Origin of the sequence: Ornithinimicrobium ciconiae, assembly GCF_007197575.1 — a bacterium.
GTDB classification, from domain to species: domain Bacteria; phylum Actinomycetota; class Actinomycetes; order Actinomycetales; family Dermatophilaceae; genus Ornithinicoccus; species Ornithinicoccus ciconiae.
The window spans coordinates 1781525-1799688 of record NZ_CP041616.1; the positions used below are offsets into that span (position 1 = coordinate 1781525).

Annotated in this window: 11 protein-coding genes; 7 read left to right on the forward strand and 4 right to left on the reverse strand. The window is 68.6% G+C overall.

Features of this window, described 5'->3' with window-relative positions:
• The first annotated feature begins 93 nt into the window (after window positions 1-93).
• From ftsZ to FNH13_RS08135, 6 genes are all read left to right on the forward strand, one after another.
• Window positions 94-1395 (forward strand): cell division protein FtsZ, encoded by a 1302-nt coding sequence (gene ftsZ / locus FNH13_RS08110; protein WP_143782987.1) that lies wholly within the window; start codon window positions 94-96, stop codon window positions 1393-1395.
• Between the two features lie 180 nt (window positions 1396-1575).
• A complete protein-coding gene (pgeF, locus tag FNH13_RS08115) occupies window positions 1576-2328 on the forward strand; it encodes a peptidoglycan editing factor PgeF (RefSeq protein ID WP_143782988.1) in 753 nt (250 codons plus the stop codon).
• A 530-nt stretch (window positions 2329-2858) separates the two neighbouring features.
• Window positions 2859-3878 (forward strand): hypothetical protein, encoded by a 1020-nt coding sequence (locus FNH13_RS08120; RefSeq protein ID WP_143782989.1) that lies wholly within the window; start codon window positions 2859-2861, stop codon window positions 3876-3878.
• Between the two features lie 152 nt (window positions 3879-4030).
• Window positions 4031-6538 carry an HNH endonuclease signature motif containing protein gene (locus FNH13_RS08125; RefSeq protein ID WP_143782990.1) on the forward strand — a complete coding sequence of 836 codons (2508 nt, stop codon included), beginning with the start codon at window positions 4031-4033 and terminating at the stop codon, window positions 6536-6538.
• Between the two features lie 58 nt (window positions 6539-6596).
• Window positions 6597-7979, forward strand: a complete 1383-nt coding sequence (locus FNH13_RS08130; RefSeq protein WP_165700062.1) for a VOC family protein — start codon at window positions 6597-6599, stop codon at window positions 7977-7979.
• A gap of 312 nt (window positions 7980-8291) precedes the next feature.
• A complete protein-coding gene (locus FNH13_RS08135) occupies window positions 8292-9596 on the forward strand; it encodes an ROK family transcriptional regulator (RefSeq protein WP_143782991.1) in 1305 nt (434 codons plus the stop codon).
• Between the two features lie 124 nt (window positions 9597-9720).
• Here the strand turns inward: FNH13_RS08135 and FNH13_RS08140 are convergent, their stop codons facing one another.
• From FNH13_RS08140 to FNH13_RS08155, 4 genes are all read right to left on the reverse strand, one after another.
• Window positions 9721-12153, reverse strand: a complete 2433-nt coding sequence (locus FNH13_RS08140; RefSeq protein ID WP_143782992.1) for a M14 family metallopeptidase — start codon at window positions 12151-12153, stop codon at window positions 9721-9723.
• Window positions 12154-12795: 642 nt separating this feature from the next.
• On the reverse strand, window positions 12796-13461 hold the full coding sequence (locus tag FNH13_RS08145; RefSeq protein ID WP_143782993.1) for a GntR family transcriptional regulator: 666 nt from the start codon (window positions 13459-13461) through the stop codon (window positions 12796-12798).
• A gap of 32 nt (window positions 13462-13493) precedes the next feature.
• Window positions 13494-14537, reverse strand: coding sequence for a beta/alpha barrel domain-containing protein (locus FNH13_RS08150; RefSeq protein ID WP_143782994.1), 1044 nt, complete (start codon window positions 14535-14537; stop codon window positions 13494-13496).
• 7 nt (window positions 14538-14544) lie between these two features.
• Window positions 14545-15846 carry a CaiB/BaiF CoA transferase family protein gene (locus FNH13_RS08155; RefSeq protein WP_143782995.1) on the reverse strand — a complete coding sequence of 434 codons (1302 nt, stop codon included), beginning with the start codon at window positions 15844-15846 and terminating at the stop codon, window positions 14545-14547.
• A 224-nt stretch (window positions 15847-16070) separates the two neighbouring features.
• Between FNH13_RS08155 and FNH13_RS08160 the strand changes: the two genes are divergently transcribed.
• On the forward strand, window positions 16071-18164 hold the full coding sequence (locus FNH13_RS08160; RefSeq protein ID WP_143782996.1) for a hydantoinase/oxoprolinase family protein: 2094 nt from the start codon (window positions 16071-16073) through the stop codon (window positions 18162-18164).

An 18164-nucleotide genomic window follows, 5' to 3' on the forward strand; every position in this document is an offset into this window, starting at 1 on the left:
TGAGGTGTAACGGGCTGGGCGTGTGCGGGGTGAGGACGTATGCTCGCACAGAAGTAACAACCCCCTGCAGGGCAATTTAGGAAGGGTCCACCTGTGTCCTCTGCGCAAAACTACCTGGCCGTCATCAAGGTCGTGGGCATCGGCGGCGGTGGCGTCAACGCCATCAACCGGATGATCGATGTCGGTCTCAAGGGCGTTGAGTTCATCGCCATCAACACCGACGCCCAGGCGCTCCTGATGAGCGATGCCGACGTCAAGCTCGACGTGGGTCGTGAGCTGACCCGCGGTCTCGGCGCAGGTGCGGATCCGGAGGTGGGCCGTCGCGCCGCCGAGGACCACATGGAGGAGATCGAAGAGGCCCTGCGCGGCGCCGACATGGTCTTCGTGACGGCAGGCGAGGGCGGCGGCACCGGCACCGGTGGCGCACCGGTCGTGGCCAAGATCGCCAAGAGCCTCGGCGCGCTGACCATCGGTGTGGTCACCCGTCCGTTCACCTTCGAGGGTCGTCGCCGGGCCAACCAGGCCGAGACCGGCATCGGCAGCCTCCGTGAGGAGGTCGACACCCTGATCGTCATCCCCAACGACCGGCTGCTGTCGATCTCCGACCGCCAGGTCTCGATGCTGGATGCCTTCCGCTCCGCCGACCAGGTGCTGCTCTCCGGTGTCCAGGGAATCACTGACCTGATCACCACACCGGGTCTGATCAACCTCGACTTCGCCGACGTCAAGTCGGTCATGCAGGGCGCTGGCTCGGCCCTCATGGGCATCGGCTCAGCCCGCGGCGAGGACCGCGCCGTCCAGGCCGCCGAGCTCGCAATCTCCTCGCCGCTGCTGGAGGCCTCCATCGAGGGCGCGCACGGTGTCCTGCTCTCGATCCAGGGTGGTTCCGACCTTGGTCTGTTTGAGATCAACGAAGCCGCCCGCTTGGTGCAGGAGGCAGCTCACCCCGAGGCCAACATCATCTTCGGTGCGGTCATCGACGACTCCCTCGGAGACGAGGTCCGGGTCACGGTCATCGCCGCTGGCTTCGATGGAGGAGCGCCGATGCAGCGCTCTGACGAGCGAGCTCTCGGCCAGGTGCAGGCTGGCGGGACCAACCGTCCGCCGGCCCAGCAGGCTCAGCCGCAGCAGCAGGGTGGACAGCAGCAACAGCGTCCCGCGCAGGCACCTCAGGGGCAGCCGGCGCGTCCGCCGCAGCAGGGTGCTCCCGGTGGGGGCCAGCCTCAGGGACAGCCGCAGCAGCGCCCCGCGCAGGCGCCCCAGGGTCAGCCCAGTTCCGCTCCGGCACAGGGACAGCCGCGTCCGCAGGGTCAGCCGCAGCAGCCGCCCCGTCAGCCGCGTCCGGTGACGTTCGACGACTCCGACGACCTGGACGTGCCCGACTTCCTCAAGTGACACGAAACCTGATGAAGCTTGCGTAGAGCGCCGGCAAGAGTTAGTGCACGACATGCGAAGGCCCACGACCGCCCGGTTGTGGGCCTTCGCCTGTGCGTACAATCCCTCCAAGGACCTCCCGTCGACGCCACACGCGGATCTTGGGAGAGGGATACGTCGGTGTCTCGGTAGGCTGCGGGCGTGTTCAGGTGGCGTGAGCGGGAGCCAGGAGTCGGCCCGCGGTATGGCGTGGACTGGGCGATCACCGATCGAGCGGGAGGCGTCAGCCTCGAGTCGTATTCCAGGCTGAACCTAGGCGCCCACGTCGGTGACGATCTGGAGGCCGTGTCCCGCAACCGTTCTCGAGTTGCCGAGGCGTTTGACCTGGACGTTGCGGACCTGCGCTTCATGCGGCAGGTGCACGGGTGCGACATCGCCACCGTGGACCGCCAGAGAGACGGCAACGGGCGCGACGCCGACATCGTGATCACCGACGACCCCGACGTGGCTCTCGTCGTCCTCGTCGCCGACTGCACGCCGGTCCTCCTCCTCGACCGCACGGAGGGGCTGGTGGCCGCTGTGCACGCAGGCAGGGTCGGCTTCACCACCGGAGTCGTAGACACCGCAGTGAGTGCCCTCCGAGAACGCGGGGCGAAGAATCTGGAAGCGGTCGTTGGCCCATCGGTCTGTCCTCGATGCTATGAGGTCCCGGCCGACTTACGGGAGGCGGCTGCGGAGGCCAGCCCGGCGGCATACTCCGTCTCCAGCACCGGCACGCCGGCGATCGATGTCGCCGCTGGGGTGGTGGACCAGTTGCAGGCCGCGGGTGTCTCGGTGACCTGGCTGCCCGGCTGCACCAGGGAGGACGAGGACCTGTTCTCCCACCGGCGGGACGGGGTCACCGGCCGGTTCGGTGGGGTTGTGAGGTTGCTGCCGCCGGAGGACGTGGCCTGACGCCGGTGCTCGCCCATGGCACCAAGGCGGCGCTGGCAACGGTGGCGTCCGATACTGCGTGCTCATGGTGAGGACGACGCGGGCAGGCTGAAACTCAGGGCGGATCGAGATGAGCAGCACGCCCGAACCCTCGTCCAATGGCCCGGTGAAGAAGGCTCTGCCGACGTATCGAGGAACGCTGGTGGTGTCTCTGGAGTCGTCGGGCCGGGAGCCCAGCGGTGTGCCACCGGCCGTCTCGGCATAGTGCCGCTCGTGCCCATAACGAGGCCACCGCCGCACGATCCAGTCAGTCATCGCGCCTCCTTGAGGGCAGATCTTGTCAGCGCCGTGCCCGTCGGTCCAGCCCCTTGTCTGCCCGGCTGGGTCCACGCTCGGGGTTGGCCCACACAGTGCCTGGTCACGGGCGGATGGCCGGCCCCACGGCATACGAAAAGAAAGTCGCCAAGAACGCTCCCAAAAGTCCCTGCTCTGGTGCACACTGTCCTGCAACTCTCCGTGCCGTGACGGGGGGTCAGCTGGAGGGAGCGCGCATGGTCGAGCGCGATTGGGGCCAGGCGTCGTGGTTGCGTCTGGTCGAGGACCCGCGTCGGGCGCTGGACGTGCTGCTCGACGCACTGCGCGACGGCACGGAGCTGTGGGTCTCGATCACTGTCGCCGCACTTGACCTCGTGCCGGACGAGGATCTGCCACAGCTGGTCGAGGCGGTGATCGCGCGGCTGCCCGCCGAGCTCGCCTCCGACCTGGGCATCCTGCTGGGGCTGCAGGTCCCGGAGCTGATGCGCGAGCACGCGGAGGCGATGCGTGCGGCTGATCCCTACTTCGAGCTGGGCAGCGAGTCCCGCGCCGGTGAGCGCTCGCTGGTCCTGCTGCCCGCCCACCACCTGGTCCTGCCCGAGGAGGCGGTCACGGCACGGGCGTTGTATGCCGTGTCCCTCCCGACCCGCACCCCCACCTGGGCGCCACGGGGCGAGCCGGTGGGCACCGCGGCGATCGGCGGGGAGGCGCCGGGGGAGTGTGCGACGTGCGGGGGGCCGCTGCACGTGCTGCTCGAACTCAGCGCACTGCCTGCACTGGGTGAGGTGGAGCTGCCGTCGCTGCTGGTGACCTGCGGGCGGTTCGACTGCCTGTGGGGTGAGCAGTTCTTTGAGCACCGGGATGCTGGGCCGCCGCGCTCGCTGGCGCGGGCGCCTCGGGTGGAGGCGGGGAGTGGTGATCCCTGGAGCAGTATGCCGACGCATCCCTTGCCCTCCGCGCTGCCGGTGATGAAGGTGGCTGTGCACCGCACGCCGGCCCGGTGGCAGTTCCAGGACTGGGCGCAGGCCAACGACATGCAAAATCTGAATCGTCTTGGTGGGGAGGGCACCTGGATCCAGGGTGCCCGCCACCCGGAGTGCCCCGGCTGTGGGCTCACCATGCCGCTGCTGGCGCAGTTTGATGGTGCGACCCCGTTTGTGGAGGGCCCTGGCTGGGGGGCGTTCACGGAGGGGATCCTCTACTGCTACTGGTGTGTTGACTGTCGGGTGAGCGCGACGGCGACGCAGCAGACGTAGTGGTGCTACGCGGCCACCATGGCCATCGGCCTGGGCGTGCTGTCTGCGTCTGGTGGTGAGGCGTCGCGGCACGCGGGTGTGGACAGACCTTCCGTTAATCGAACAAATGTGCTAATCTTGTGGTAGATGGGGAGCCCGGGAGGAGGCGCGACGTGACGACAAGTGTGTTGGAGATGCACCTCGACACGAGGCTGCCTCCCAAGGCTGTCCGCCGCATGCGTGACCCGGAGCAGGCTCATCTGCGGGTGGCGAAGTACTGGCCGATGGGGGAGCTGGTTTTCGAGCCGTCCTCATCGATCTTCGCGGACCGGGCCAAGGCTGCACTGCGGACCGCCATGCAGCGGATGGGCGTCGGGGACCTTGCTGACTCACTGGTCGACGTCGTCCTGGCCTGCGCGACCGTGCAGCAGCGTGACTGGGCGACGGGCGCCAAGACAGAGGGTGTGCCGAGCGGAGCAGAGTTCCCGGCTGACGCGCTGCCGCCGACGACGGAGCGGCGTCAGGATCCGAGCGACCTGGCGCGCTCCAAGGCTCTGCTCGGCGTCGTGGAGTCGGTCAACAAGGTCTCCAACAAGCTCGACGGGGTGTTGTTCTCGGCGACCCGCCAACTGACTGCCTCGCGAGCAGCCCTCCTCCTGCGTGAGAAGGGCGCAGAGTCCACCGATGACCTAAACAACAGTCAGCGCGAGGCGCTGCGCAAGAGTGCCAAGTCCCAGACGCGCAAGGAGATTGAGGCCGCCATCGGTTGGGTCCCGGGCGAGGTCACTGACCTGGTCGCCGCAGCCAACACGCCGGTCGCGGTCGCTGGGCCCATGCTCAGCTCGATGATGAGCGGCGAGTCGTCCTGGCGTTATGTCCGTCGGTGTTACCGCGAGTCCCGCGGGCTGGCCCACGAAGACGCGGCCGCGATCGCCAACGGACTCTTCGGCAACGATCCCGAGACCTCGGTGACCGAACGCCTGGACTCCTCAGACTCGTGGCTCGGTGGTCCCTGGCATGGCAGCAAGTTCAACCGGGCGCTGGAGCGCGAGGTAGCCAAGGTCAACTCCCGCGACGAGCAGGCGAAGCAGGAGGCACGAGACCGGGCAAAGGCCAACAAGGATGTGCGCGCCGTTCTGGACGAGATCGGCACGGCGGTGGTGACGCTGGGCTGCTCACCGCTGCAGGCCGCGGCGATCGCTGACCGTGTCGAGCGGGCTGCTCGCTCTGCCCGCAAGGCTGGTGCTCCCGAGACTCTGCGGGAGCTGCGCACTGCGATTGTGACGGCCCTGTTGCTCCACGGCACCCTGGACATGGACTCCCTGCCTGACGACCCCAACCTGATCACGGTCGAGCAGTCCCTGCAGCTCAAGAAGGTCCTGGAGGGACTGCCGGCCGCGGAGCTCAACGTCATCGTGTCCCTCGAGACCTTGCTCGGAGTCGACCTCGGGGGTGCTGCCGCCACTGTCGGCCAGGGGGCGACCCCCACGACAGAGTCCGGTGAGCCGATCCCCGCCTCCTTCCTGAACTCAGACTCCTTCCGGAGCTCAGACTCTTTGCAGAACTCGGATGCGAGGGGAGCCGCTGGCTCCTGCACCTGTCTGTGCACGTGCGGTGCCACGAGTAGGCAGAGGGCCTCCGCGTCAGTGTCGACGGGTGAGCTCTGTCCGACAGGTGAACCCTGCCCACCTTCTGCCGGTGCCTCCGCGGCGAGCGGTGCCTCCCCGGCGAGCGATGCCTCCCCGGCGAACGGCGTGTCCGCTTCCAGCGACGCCTCCGCGACCGGCGGCAGAACGGTGCAGGGCGGTGTCGGTGCGGTTATCGGGCGGCACCCCACGTTCCTGAGGCCCGACGAGGTCCGATTGCTGGCGCTGATGCCCGGCTCGACGCTCTACCGGTTGCTGACCGACCCAGCGAGCGGGAGATGCGTGGAGCGTTCGATCAAGGCCTACCCATTCGACGCGGCGATGCGGGCACAGATCATTGCCTCGGATGTCTTCTGTCGAGCGCCCGGGTGTCTCAAACCAGCGCGGCTGGCACAGATGGATCACGTGCAGGAGCACGGCACGCCAGGTGGCCACACATGCGAGGCCAACGGGCAACCAGTGTGCGATCCCCACCACGATCAGAAGACCAAGAAGGCCTGGGACGCGGTCCTGGAGTCCAACCGCGACGTCACGTGGACCACGATGCTCGGGCGGATCTATCGCACCAAGGCCCACGACTTCCGGCAGTACACCAAGCTCCTGACGGCGGCCACGACCGAGATCCATGAGGCGATCAACAGCGGTGCTGACCGCGAGGAAACCATCAATGCAGCCATCTACCAGGCGATGTCCTATCGCGACGACGGGGACATCCTGGAGGCCGACGAGTCTGACGACGACTACTTTGGCTGGGACCTGGTGAGTCTGGCTCACGTCGCAGGGGACGGGCGCCGGAGCAACCGTCCCCACCCCGACGTCCGGCAGGCCGAGATGGACCGCCACCGTGCCACCCGCTCCGAGGACGGGGACGTGGACGGGGGCGGAGAGAGCGAAGCCGGCCGGGGCACAGGCAGCGACGCCGTTGATGGTGACACCGGCGGCAGCTCTGAGAAGAGCACCGAGGGGGGCCGGGGTCCGAGCAGCGCACCACAGACGCCGTGGTCGCAGACCGAAGATGAGCCCCCGCCATTCTGATCCGAATTGGTCCTCCATGCGGATGCGGATCGTCCGCAACGGGTGCGACGATCGCAGAATGACCGACACCACGAGCGCAGCCCAGCGTCTGACGGCCAAGCAGTTCCAGGAGGCCGAAGGCACGGGGGACTGGAGAGTGCTGGGTCTGGGCGCGGGCGCCTGGTTCGGGGCGGACTCGCACACCGCAGGTGCCGAGTTTGCGGCCCGTGCTCAACGTGTTGCGTCGTCAGCAGGAGGACAGGGCACTGCCAGCCCGGCGCCCGAGGTGAGCGCCCCAGTCCAGGGAGTGCCACTCGAGATCAGTGTCCGAGGTCAGGGTGTGCAGGTGCGTCTGCCGCTCGGCCCCAGCGACGACGGGCTGATGTCAGCCCACGTCGACGTGGCGCGGATGATCTCGGCGGCGGCGCAGGAACTGAGTCTGGTGGCCGAGCCGACCGTCCTCCAGGACGTCCAGCTGGCGATGGACACCATAGATCAGGCGGCCGTCCTGCCCTTCTGGCAGGCCGCGCTGGGCTATGACCCGGTCGGTGAGGAGGATCTGCTCGACCCGCTGCACCGCCACCCCCCGATCTGGTTCCAGGATCAGGATGCCCCGCGGCCGCTGCGCAACCGGATCCACCTGGACTCCGTGATGTCCCAGGAGATTGCGGTGGCCACCGTGGAAGCACTGCGCGACAGCAGGGGGACGGTCAACGATCACGGTTACTACGCGACGGTCGCCGACGTGGAGGGCAATGAGGTCGACGTGCTGCCCCTGCAGGACGGCAGCGACCGGTGGCAGGGCCCGGACACCGAGGACTGGCGCCTCGTGTTCTCGGCGATCGCCTGTTATCCGGTCACCTCGCCGGACCAGGCGGGCCAACTCGTCCAGGCGGTCGCTGCGCTCGCCGACGAGGCCGACCTACCGCTGAGTATTGACGTGCGCATTACGGGGACCGGCCAACCGCTGGTCATCGTGGACAGCGGCAAGGACCGCTGGGAGATGACCGAGGGATATGAGGCGCTCGCGGCCCGCGTGCAGGAGGCAGCGCGGGGGATGGGCCTGACCGCAGACGTCAGCGCGCCCCGCTTCGTCCAGGTCGGCATCGATGCCGTCGACATCCCTGCGGTCCGAGAGTTCTGGCGCGTGGCCCTTGGCTATGAGCAGGACCCCCGCGACGGCGTCACCGACATCGTGGACCCGCGCCAGCTCAACGTGCCGTTCTTCCTCCAGGGCCTCGATGCCACGGACGAGGCCCGACGCGCCCAGCGCAACCGGATTCACGTCGACCTGTTCCTGGCCCACGACCAGGTCGCCGCCCGACTTGAGGCAGTGCGTGCTGCCGGTGGCACCGTCGTGCGTGACCAGGCCCCCATCTGGTGGACCGTCGCCGACCCCGAGGGCAACGAAATCGACATCACGACCTCCTTCGGACGGGAGGAGCACTTCTCGACCGAGTAGGACCTCCATCGACCTCCGATCTCTGACCCCCGATCTCTGGCCCACGATCTCTGGCCCACGGTCTCTGGCCTCCGACCTCCAGCCACGGCGAGCTCCTGTCCTTGCAAGCGAGGTCCGGCACGACTTCTGCGACTAGCACTGCCACCATTCCTGCGCCACAAGGGTGGCGTCACGGAGGCGGCTTGGCGTGCGGAGGCCACCCCGCGGCATACCGAATGCGTGGTGACGGGGCACTGCCGGGGGGCGCCGCGGACGGACAACGTCCTGGTCACTCCCAGGCCAGACTCGTGACCCGCGAGTAGGGTGTCATGGATGGAAGGCTTTTCGGCCCTGTCGGGGGGTCTTAGCACCGCGACGCAGGCGACTCTGCGCGCGACGAACCTCAGGGTCGTCCTGCGCGAAATCCTCAGCGCCACAGAGCCACTGTCGCGGGCAGGGGTGGCCAGCAGGACCGGGATGACCCGCTCGACAGCATCCCGGTTGGTCGATGAGTTGATCGCCGGCCGACTGGTGCACGAGGGCATTCCACAGCTTTCCGGCCCCGGACGACCCGGGGTGCCGCTGGAGGCGGCCCGCGGGACGGTCGGCGCGCTCGGGGTGCAGATCAACTCGGCTCGCGTGGCGGTCCGACTGGTCGATCTCAGCGGTGCGGTGGTCGCCGAGTGGGAGGGAGAGCACCCCCCGCAATGTGAGCCCGAGGAGTCCCTCGTGGTGCTGCGGCAGGGAGTGGGAGCAGTCCTCGACGAAGCGCCGAAGGGCCTGCACCTGGTCGGCGCGGCCCTGGCGCTGCCGGGCATGGTCGACACGGACGCGCACCGCCTGCTGCATGCACCGCACCTCGCCTGGCAGGAGCTTGATCTGGCGGTCCTGGCCGGCGAGTTGGGTCTGGACGTGCCCTGGGATGTGGGGAGCGAGGCTCACTACGCGGCACGCTCCGTGCTCGAACCCCGCCCGGGCGTCGTCGGGCCCCACCGGGACTTCATCTGCCTCTATGGTGACGTCGGCCTCGGCGCGGCGCTGGTGACCGACGGGGTGGTGCGCAGTGACGCCCACGGCTTCGCCGGCGCGATCGGCCACGTGCCCTACCGCACCGACGGACCCACCTGTGCCTGCGGCGCGAGCGGCTGCCTGGAGATGTATGCCGGACCGCGAGCTCTCCTGGAACGCGCCGGTCTGCCACCGGGGACGGATCTGGCTGACCTCGCCGAGCGGGCGGCTGACGGTCAGGCCGGTAATGGACAGACTGCTGACGGACAGAATGCTGACGGACAGAATGCTCACGAGCGGGCAGCTGACGGACAGGACTCTGCACTGGAGGCGCTCAGCACAGCTGGGACAGCGCTGGGCACGGTGTTGTCCGGCGCGGTCAATCTGGTCGACGCCTCCACGATCATCATGGCGGGGAGGCTCGGACAGGTCGCCTCGGCGCTGCGGCCAGCCCTGGTGGCGGCGCTCAGTGCCCGGGCGGTCGCCGGTGACAGCGACGACTATCAGGTCGAGGCGGCAGTGGACAGTCTGCCGGCGGTCTCAGGTGCGGCGATCTCGATGTTGCGGCCCGTCATCGATGACCCTGCGGGCTATCTGTCCGGTCACTCCGGCGAGAGGCGACTCGCCTGAGGCGGTTGTTGAACGGCGACTCGTCCCACACGGCTGAACGAGGTTGAGAGCAGGGGACCGGCCGCGACGGAAGGAGGATCGTCGCGGCCGGTCCAGATCTGCTGTGGTGCTACGTGCTGTGGTGCTACTTGATGGTGGTCTTGTTGTAGTTCTTGCCGTTGCCGTCAGGGCGGTAGTTCTTCTCGACATTGCCGGCGGCGTCGACCGAGAACCAGTGGACCTTCGTGCCCTTGGGGACGGTGAGCGTCTCACCGTCCTCGCGGAGGCCGGCGGAGGCATACATCGCAGACTCGTAGGTCGGCGCTGAACCGTCGAGGGTGTAGAAGACCGATGCCGGCTCGGAGACCTCGAACATCAGGTCAACCATGCCCGCCTCGCTGCTGCTCGAGGTCACGACCGAGCTGGACGGCTTCTTCTTGTCCTTGTCGAAGTCGTAAGCGACCCGGAAGAGCTCGACGAGCCCGTTGGCGAACTCCTGCGACTCCGCGTGAGCAGAGGCACCAGTGGGGTTCTCGTTGCTGAACGGGGGCTGGAACGTCGTTCCGACCTCGAAGTTCCAGGCGTAGATCCCGTACTTGTACCAGAGCATGTCACCGGAGTTGCCGGCCGCCGAGTACAGCACATCCGAGATGGGGCCGGTGCGCGCCGGGGTGACCGACAGCCCGCGGTGACGCTTGATCTCGGTGAGAATCCGAGAGGAGGCGCCCCAGAAGTAGGACTCGTCCTCCAGGGAGGGGCGCGGTGCCGAGATGCGTCCGGGGGTGATGTAGGCACCCGGAGACCACATGAAGTAGTTGCCAGAGCTGTGCAGGTTCATCGCGAACTTGATGTTGGGGTTGGTTCCCGCGATCCAGTCGATGTTGCGGTTCTCCGGCTCGCTCAGCTCCGAGGGGCCCGCATAGGTGCCACTGGTGCAGCTGCTGCTCGCACCGTTGTAGCCGTCGAACAGGCTGTAGACGTCGTAGTTGCGGTTGTTGTCCACGCCCCAGGTGTTGCGGGCTGAGAAGTCCGCGTTGCCGGTGACATCGCAGTGGTTGGTCATGTTCTTGCGCTGCGAGGCGAAGTCGTAGAACGAGTAGTGCCCGCCGTCGGGGTTGACCGACGGGACGATCCAGATGTCCAGGTTGTTGACCATCTGCTTGGTGCGTCCGTCGTGCTGGTAGTTACGCAGGAGGCGCTCAGCTGCCTCGATGCTCACCAGCGGCGGGACCCACTCGCGGGCGTGCTCCTGGGCGTAGGCCAGGACACCCGTCTGGGACCCGTCGCGCTGCTTGCCGATGCGGATGGCGTAGACCGGGTGAGGATCCCGGGAGACGGAGTTCGGTGCTGATAGTCCGTCGGTGAGGGCAGCCGAGGTGGCCGGCACGACACCGCTGCCCACATTGCCGCGGTAGGTGTAGGCCACAACCAGCTCGCCTGCTGCCGGTGAGGCGTTGATCGCGTCCACCACCTGCCGGGCGGTGCTCGTCGCGGTGCCGTTCGCGTCCGTGGCCAACGACACGGTGATGACCGAGCCGTTGACGGCGACGCTCAGCGGAGAGTTCGGCGTGCCCGGGTTGACAGTCTCGACCGACAGGTCGTTGCCGCCCTCGTGGCCCCAGGCGTGTGAGTCGATGCCCACTCGGTTGGCGTTGCTGTTGCCCAGCAGTGCCTGAGCCGCGCGGCGATAGCCGTTGGTCTGGTAGGGCAGCTCGACGATCTCGGCGATCTCCGGGAACTCCGCAGCGAGGGAGTGGATCCGCTCATAGAGCTCGGTGGGCGTCAGGTAGGAGTTGATGAAGTCGGTCTCGTAGTTCGGGCCGTAGACGTCGTCACCGTCGATCGGCAACCAGTCGTTGACCGTGGCGATGACCGTGTCACCCGTGGGGCTGGTGACCCGGATCTGGTCCGGTCGCGTGGCCACGGTCGCTGATCCGCGGTGGTACAGGTACTCGCCCGCGTCGACGAAGCGGGAGATGTTCTGCGTGCCGCCCGAGCCGATCTCGGTGCCGGCGCCGCTGTCACGCTCGACGACCAAGGCCGAGTTGACGTTCTGACCGTTGGCGAACTTGGCCTCCACGGACAGGTAACCCTGGCCGAACGAGGTGTAGTAGTCGGCCCGGATCACCTTGACGTCGGACACCGAGGTCGAGGCGGCCGCAACGGCAAAGGCCTGGTTCTCCGCGCGTGCGGTGGCGATCGTCGCGTCGCGCTCGGCCAAGGCTGCCTCGGTGTCGCCCTCGTCGTGAACCGTCGAGGCGAGAGTGAAACCCCGGGCGGTCAGGGACAGCTCCTCGGAGGGACTGGCGACCACGTGGGCCGTCAGGGTGCCGTCGTCATTGACGTGCACGGCATGGTCAAGGTCAGCACCGGTTTCCACCAGTCGGTCGAGTTCGGCGGTGTCGGCCACAACCACCTCGACGATGCTGACGGTCTCATCCGCTTCGCGCATGAGGTCGGGGAGATTCTCGGTGCCGACAGCTACCGGCACGGAGAAGGAGGCAGTCACGACAAGGGCGGCCCCGCATGTCAGGGCGGTCACCCCTCCGAGAGCCTTGGAGCGCAAGAGTCTGGACATACTTCGGTGTATCTCCTTGCCGGGGAGCTGCTCCCCGTGGTGGGGTCGCGGCCCATCCCGGCGGGGGCCGGGAGGTGGGCCGTCGGGGCAGGGGTGTCCGGGGTAGACATGCCCGCGATGGGATATGTATAGCGGCACAACGAACCCCGGTCAATCCCTTGCGCAGGCCCCACGTGACGCCCTAGGTGAGAGACCCTGCGTAAATGTCAAGAAACGTCTTGACCGTTGATGTGCGGATCGATACATTCCGCGAATATCGACGGACCCACCCTCCCAATAGAGGAACTCTCCGCTGGTCAGCGGGGTGGGGATCGTGACGATCAGCGACTCCCGTCTCAAGCAGATCGCAGCCCAAGCGGCCACGTGCTCTCGGATGGCGTGGGCAGACACCTGGTCTGCGACCCCCTGAGCGCCGCCATGGTGCTGTGCAGCGTCCTGCTGTCCAGGATGTGCGATGCCGAGCCCGCCTAGGTGCAGCAGCGCCTGGACAGTTTTGAGGTCCTGGCGCGGGAGAGCGACCTGTTCGCCGACTGAGCAGCGGGTCGGGTCTGACGAGCACCGACCACCAGGGTTGGGTCGGTCGAGCACAGACCACCAGGGTTGGGTCGGTCGAGCACCGACCAACCTGTCCGGGCAGTGGAGTTACGTCACGGTCGCGTGCTTGGCGGACAGCACGTGCGAGCGCATCACGGCTTCCGCCCATTCACCGTCCCCCGCGCGGGCCGCCTCGACCAGCTGCTGGTGAGCCTGCATCGACCGCTCCAGCGAGCGGGGGCTGTACTGCCGGAAGGTGCGGGTCACCACCGCGGGGCGGAACAGCGCCTGGAGGGCGATGGACAGGTGCCGGTTGCCGCACCGCTCGACGAAGATCGCGTGGAAGGCGTTGTTCAGACCGGTCAGCTCGGCCGGGTCACGCCCTTGGGTGACGATCTCCTGCATCCGGGCGTCCAGCTCCTCGAGCTCGGCCAGGTCCGCCTCCGCCAGGCGCGGCACTGCGAGCCGGCAGGCGACCGGCTCGAACTGCGCCCGCAACTCGTAGAGCGCGAGGGCGTCCTCGGCGGTGAAGGAGACGAGCTGGGCGCCCTTGTTGGGGGTGATGTCGACCAGCCCCTCGGCGGCCAGCCGTTTCAGCGCGTCGCGCACCGGGGTGCGGCTGACACCCAGGTCCTGGGCCAGCGCCTGCTCATAGAGACGCTCACCCGCCGAGAACCCGCCCTCGGAGATCCGGGCGAGCAGCTCGGCATACACCCTGTCGGAGACGTCCCCGGAGGCTGGTTCGCTCGCCTCGGCCGGATTCCGGTGCCCCATCGGTCCCCCTGCGTGAAGGTCGAGTATGTCGGTCAGCCCGGCCAGCGGGCCGTGGCCAGGTCAGCGCGGCTGCCGCCGCGGGTGACGAATGAGGTGGATGCTATGCCAGTCAGTTCGACACTGCGCTCCACCACGCGCAGGTAGGCCGCCAGGTCGATGCCGGTGCGCACCCCCACGCTGTCAAAGAGGTGGATCAGGTCTTCCATGGGGGCGTTGCCCAGCACGGTCGGGTCGCCGGGGAACCACAGGTCACCGCCCAGCCCGGCGAAGGAACCCTCGAGCCAGCTGGCCCCGGCCTGCACCGCGGCCAGCGCGTTGGCCGGCGCCAGACCGTTGCGGTTGTGCAGGTGGACCCCGACCGGCAGCCCCGGGTGACGCGCCAGGGTCTGCGTGACCCCGAGGTGCACCTCGCCGGGGTGCTCCTGGCCGGAGGTGCAGGCCAGATAGATCCCGTCGGCGCCGGCGTCCACCGCCGCGTCCACCACGAGCTCGCGCTCGGCGCGCGGCACCGGGCCGCGGGCTGGCGCGAAGAAGGAGCAGGCCACCGCCACGACCAACTGGGCACCTGAGGACTGCACGACACGGGCGACCTCTGGCAGCTCGGCGACCAGCTCCGCGGTGCCCCGGCCCTGGTTGCGCCGGCTGACCTCGTCGTCGGCCGAGACCACGACGACCACTTCGTCCAGGCCGCACTCCGCCGCGCGCTGCGCCCCGCGCAGATTCGGTGCCAGACCCCGATAGCGCACGCCTGCGGGCCGGGGGACGGTCGCCATCACCTCAGCGGCGTCGGCCAGCTGGGGGAGCACCTTGGGGTGGGCGAAGGAGACCGCCTCGATCTCCGTGAGGCCCGCCGCGATGAGCAGAGTGACCAGCTCGACCTTGTCCTCGGTGCGCAGTGGCTCGGGCACCGCCTGCAGGCCGTCGCGCAGGCCGACCTCGACGAGTCTCACCGCCTCCGGTAGTCCCAGCGACTGACGTCCGGAGTCGGTGGTGGTGGTTGCTGGATCCGTGGTCGAAGCGGCGGGGTCCGTGGTCGGAGTTGCTGCGTTCGTGGTCGTGGCTGCAGTGTCTGTCATGTCGCCCTCAGGCCAGTCCGCGCTCGCGCAGCTGCGCCAGGCGCGTCTCGTCCACCCCGACCTCGGCGAGCACCTCGGCGGTATGTGCGCCGAGCTCCGGACCGGGCCAGCGCACCGTGCCGGTGGTGCGGGACAGGCGCGGGAAGACGTTCTGCATCTGCACGTCGCCCAGCACCGGGTGCGGGACGGTCGTGATCGTCTCGCGGGCCTGGAAGTGAGGGTCGGCCAGCATCTCGACCGGCCGGAAGATCTTGCCGTGCGGCACCGCATGCTCGATCAGCAACGCCTCCAGCTCCTCCACCCCCTGGGTAACTGTGAACTCGGCGATGAGGTTGTCCAGTTCGACCTGCCGGTCACCGCGGGCCACGTGGGTGGCATAGCGCTCGTCGGTGGCCAGCTCGGGCTGCCCGATCGCCGCGGCGAGTCGGCCGAAGACGGTGTCCTGGTTGGCGGCGATGAGCATCCAGGTCCCATCGCGGGTCGGATAGATGTTGCTCGGTGCGATATTGGGCAGCACCGCACCGGTGCGCTCGCGCTGATAGCCGGTGAGCTGCCACTCCGGGATCAGCGACTCCATGACCCCGAGCACCGCCTCGTAGATGGCGGAGTCGACGATCTGACCGCGGCCGCTGACGTCGCGCTCGCGCAGGGCAGCCAGCGCGCCGATCGTGGCGAACATGGCGGCCAGGGTGTCTCCGATCGAGATGCCCATCCGGGACGGGGGCGTGCTGGGGTCCCCGACGACATAACGCAACCCACCCATGGCCTCGCCGATCGCGCCATAGCCGGGGCGGGCGGCATACGGACCGTCCTGCCCGAACCCGGAGACGCGCACCATGACCAGGCCGGGGTTGAGCTCGCGCAGCGCCTCGTAGCCCAGGCCCCAGCGCTCCATCGTCCCGGGACGGAAGTTCTCGACGAGGATGTCGGCCTCGGCGATGAGTGCCCGGGCGAGGTCCTGGCCCTCGGGCTCGCGCAGGTTGAGCGTCACCGAGCGCTTGTTGCGCCCCACGATCGACCACCACAGCGACTGGTCCTTGGGGCGCTGCCGGCCCCACATGCGCAACGGGTCACCGCGCGAGGGGTCCTCGATCTTGACCACGTCGGCACCGAGGTCACCGAGCAGCTGACCGCAGAACGGCCCGGCCAGCAGCTGCCCGACCTCGACCACCCGCAGCCCCTGAAGGGGGCCGCCGGTGGTGCCTTCGGCGCTGGTGGTCGGGTCGGCGCCGGGGGTGCCGTCCGCGCGGTCGGTGTCGGCGGTGCTGGTGGACGGGCCGGCGGACCGCGGTGGCGCTGGTGTCGTCACAGTGAGCACTCCTGGTGGGTGAAAGGGAGGGTCGCGCAGGACTCCAGTTGTATGCAATCTCGCAGAAATAGCGCACTCTCGCAACCCTGGACGACGCAATGTGGATGGATTGCATGCAGACCTCTTGACGTGTCCCTGTCGGCATGCCAGTGTTGAGCAGCAGTCGACAACCCGTGACACAACGACGTATCCGTGGCGCCCCGGCGCTCCCTCCAGGAGGACCCATGACCTTTCGGCTCGGCGTGGACGTCGGTGGCACCTTCACCGACATCTTGCTCATCAACGAGGAGACGGGGGAGACGTTCCGAGAAAAGACCTCCTCCACACCCGAGGACCAGTCCATCGGGGTGCTGCGGGGGATCGAGGCCGTATGCCGCTCGGCCGGGGTGAGCACCGACCAGGTCCGTGAGGTGCTGCACGGCACGACGGTGGCGACCAACGCGATCCTGGAGAAGAAGGGCGCCCGGGTCGGTCTGGTGACCACCCGCGGATTCCGGCAGATCCTGCAGATCGCCCGCTCGTTCGTCCCCGGCGGTCTGGCCGGCTGGATCATCTGGCCCAAGCCCGAGCCGCTGGCCGCGCTGGAGGACACCGTCGAGGTCACCGAGCGCATCGGCAGCAACGGCGAGGTCGTCACGGTGCTGGACGAGGACGACGTCCGGGCCCAGCTGGCCACGTTGCGGGACCAGGGCATCGAGGCGCTGAGCATCAGCTTCATCAACGCCTACGCCAATGACGCGCACGAGGTCCGGGTGGCCGAGATCGCCGCGGAGGTGCTCGGTGACATCCCGGTCTCCCGCTCCTCGGCGGTCCTGCCCGAGCTGCGGGAGTATGAGCGCACGCTCACCACCGTGGCCAACGCCTATGTGCAGGGGCAGGTCCTTCGCTATGTCGGCAACCTGGAGCGCCAGCTGCACGGCTCCGGCCTCGACGCCGACCTGTCGATCCTGCGCAGCGACGGCGGTCTGGTCTCGGCCGGCATCGCCGCCGACAGCCCCGTCTCCCTGCTGCTCTCCGGACCGGCGGGTGGGGTGACCGGTGCCGCCTGGGTGGCCGAGCAGGCCGGCTTCTCCGACATCCTGACCTTTGACATGGGAGGGACCTCCACCGACGTCGCCCTGGTGCAGGGGCTGACGCCGCGGGTGGGTCGGGAGACCACCGTCGGCGACCTCACGGTGCGGGCCACCTCCCTGGACGTGCGCACCGTCGGCGCCGGCGGGGGCTCCATCGCCCACGTGCCGCAGCTCACCCAGGCCCTGCGGGTCGGCCCCCAGTCGGCCGGAGCGGTCCCCGGCCCCGCGTCATACGGACAGGGCGGTGCCGAGCCCACGGTGACGGACGCCGACGTGGTGCTCGGCTATCTGCCCCCCGCGCTCGCCGGTGGAGAGATCACCCTCGATGTCGACGCCGCCCACACCGCCGTGCAGACGATCGCCGACGCGACCGGGCTGCCGTCGGTGCAGGCCGCTGCCGAGGGCATCTACGACATCGTCAACGAAAACATCTTCGGGGCGCTGAAGCTGGTCTCCACCCAGCAGGGTTTCGACCCGCGCGACTTCGCGCTGATGGCCTTCGGTGGCGCCGGTCCGCTGCACGCCAACGCCCTGGGGATCCTCACCGGTGCCTGGCCGGTCATCATCCCGCCGTCACCCGGTGTCCTCGCCGCCTACGGCGACGCCACGACGACGATGCGGGACCAGTCGGTGCAGACCCTGATCCGCCGGTTCGGCGAGCTCACCGACGAGCAGGTGCGCGACCTGCTCCACGGCCTGGCCAGCACCGCCCGGGAGTCGCTCCTGGAGTCCGGCCTGAGCGAGGACGACCTGACCGTCACCTACTCGGTGGACCTGCGCTATCACGGTCAGGGCTTCGAGATCCCGGTCACCATCGAGGCGAGCGATCTGGAGGGCTCCGCCCTCGACACGCTGCGCGCGGCCTTCGACGCCGAGCACGACCGGCTGTTCAACTTCCTGCTCACCAACGAGCACGAGCTGGTGACGGTGCGCGCCACGGTCAGCGGGCCCCGCCCCGAGGTGGCCGCCACCGTCCTGGCCGAGGGTGGCGAGGATCCCTCCGGCGCGATCCGGCGCACCCACCCGTTGTGGTTCGAGGGCGAGCAGATCGAGGCCACCATCTATGACCGGCACAAGCTGCTGGCCGGCAACGTCCTGACCGGACCGGCCATCGTCGCCGAAATGGACTCCACGACGCTCGTCCTGCCCGGTCACACCGCCACCGTGCACGCCAGTGGCAGCCTCCTCATCCGCCCGACCGACATCCGCACCGACGCCCCCGCCGACTCTGGTTCGAAGGACTGA

Coding starts and splice junctions, on each gene's coding strand:
- FNH13_RS08145 (WP_143782993.1), bottom strand. CDS start 13,461: ATGGGGCACCGGAATCCGGCCGAGGCGAGCGAACCAGCCTCCGGGGAC.
- FNH13_RS08130 (WP_165700062.1), top strand. CDS start 6,597: ATGACCGACACCACGAGCGCAGCCCAGCGTCTGACGGCCAAGCAGTTC.
- FNH13_RS08150 (WP_143782994.1), bottom strand. CDS start 14,537: ATGACAGACACTGCAGCCACGACCACGAACGCAGCAACTCCGACCACG.
- FNH13_RS08140 (WP_143782992.1), bottom strand. CDS start 12,153: ATGTCCAGACTCTTGCGCTCCAAGGCTCTCGGAGGGGTGACCGCCCTG.
- FNH13_RS08120 (WP_143782989.1), top strand. CDS start 2,859: ATGGTCGAGCGCGATTGGGGCCAGGCGTCGTGGTTGCGTCTGGTCGAG.
- FNH13_RS08135 (WP_143782991.1), top strand. CDS start 8,292: ATGGAAGGCTTTTCGGCCCTGTCGGGGGGTCTTAGCACCGCGACGCAG.
- FNH13_RS08160 (WP_143782996.1), top strand. CDS start 16,071: ATGACCTTTCGGCTCGGCGTGGACGTCGGTGGCACCTTCACCGACATC.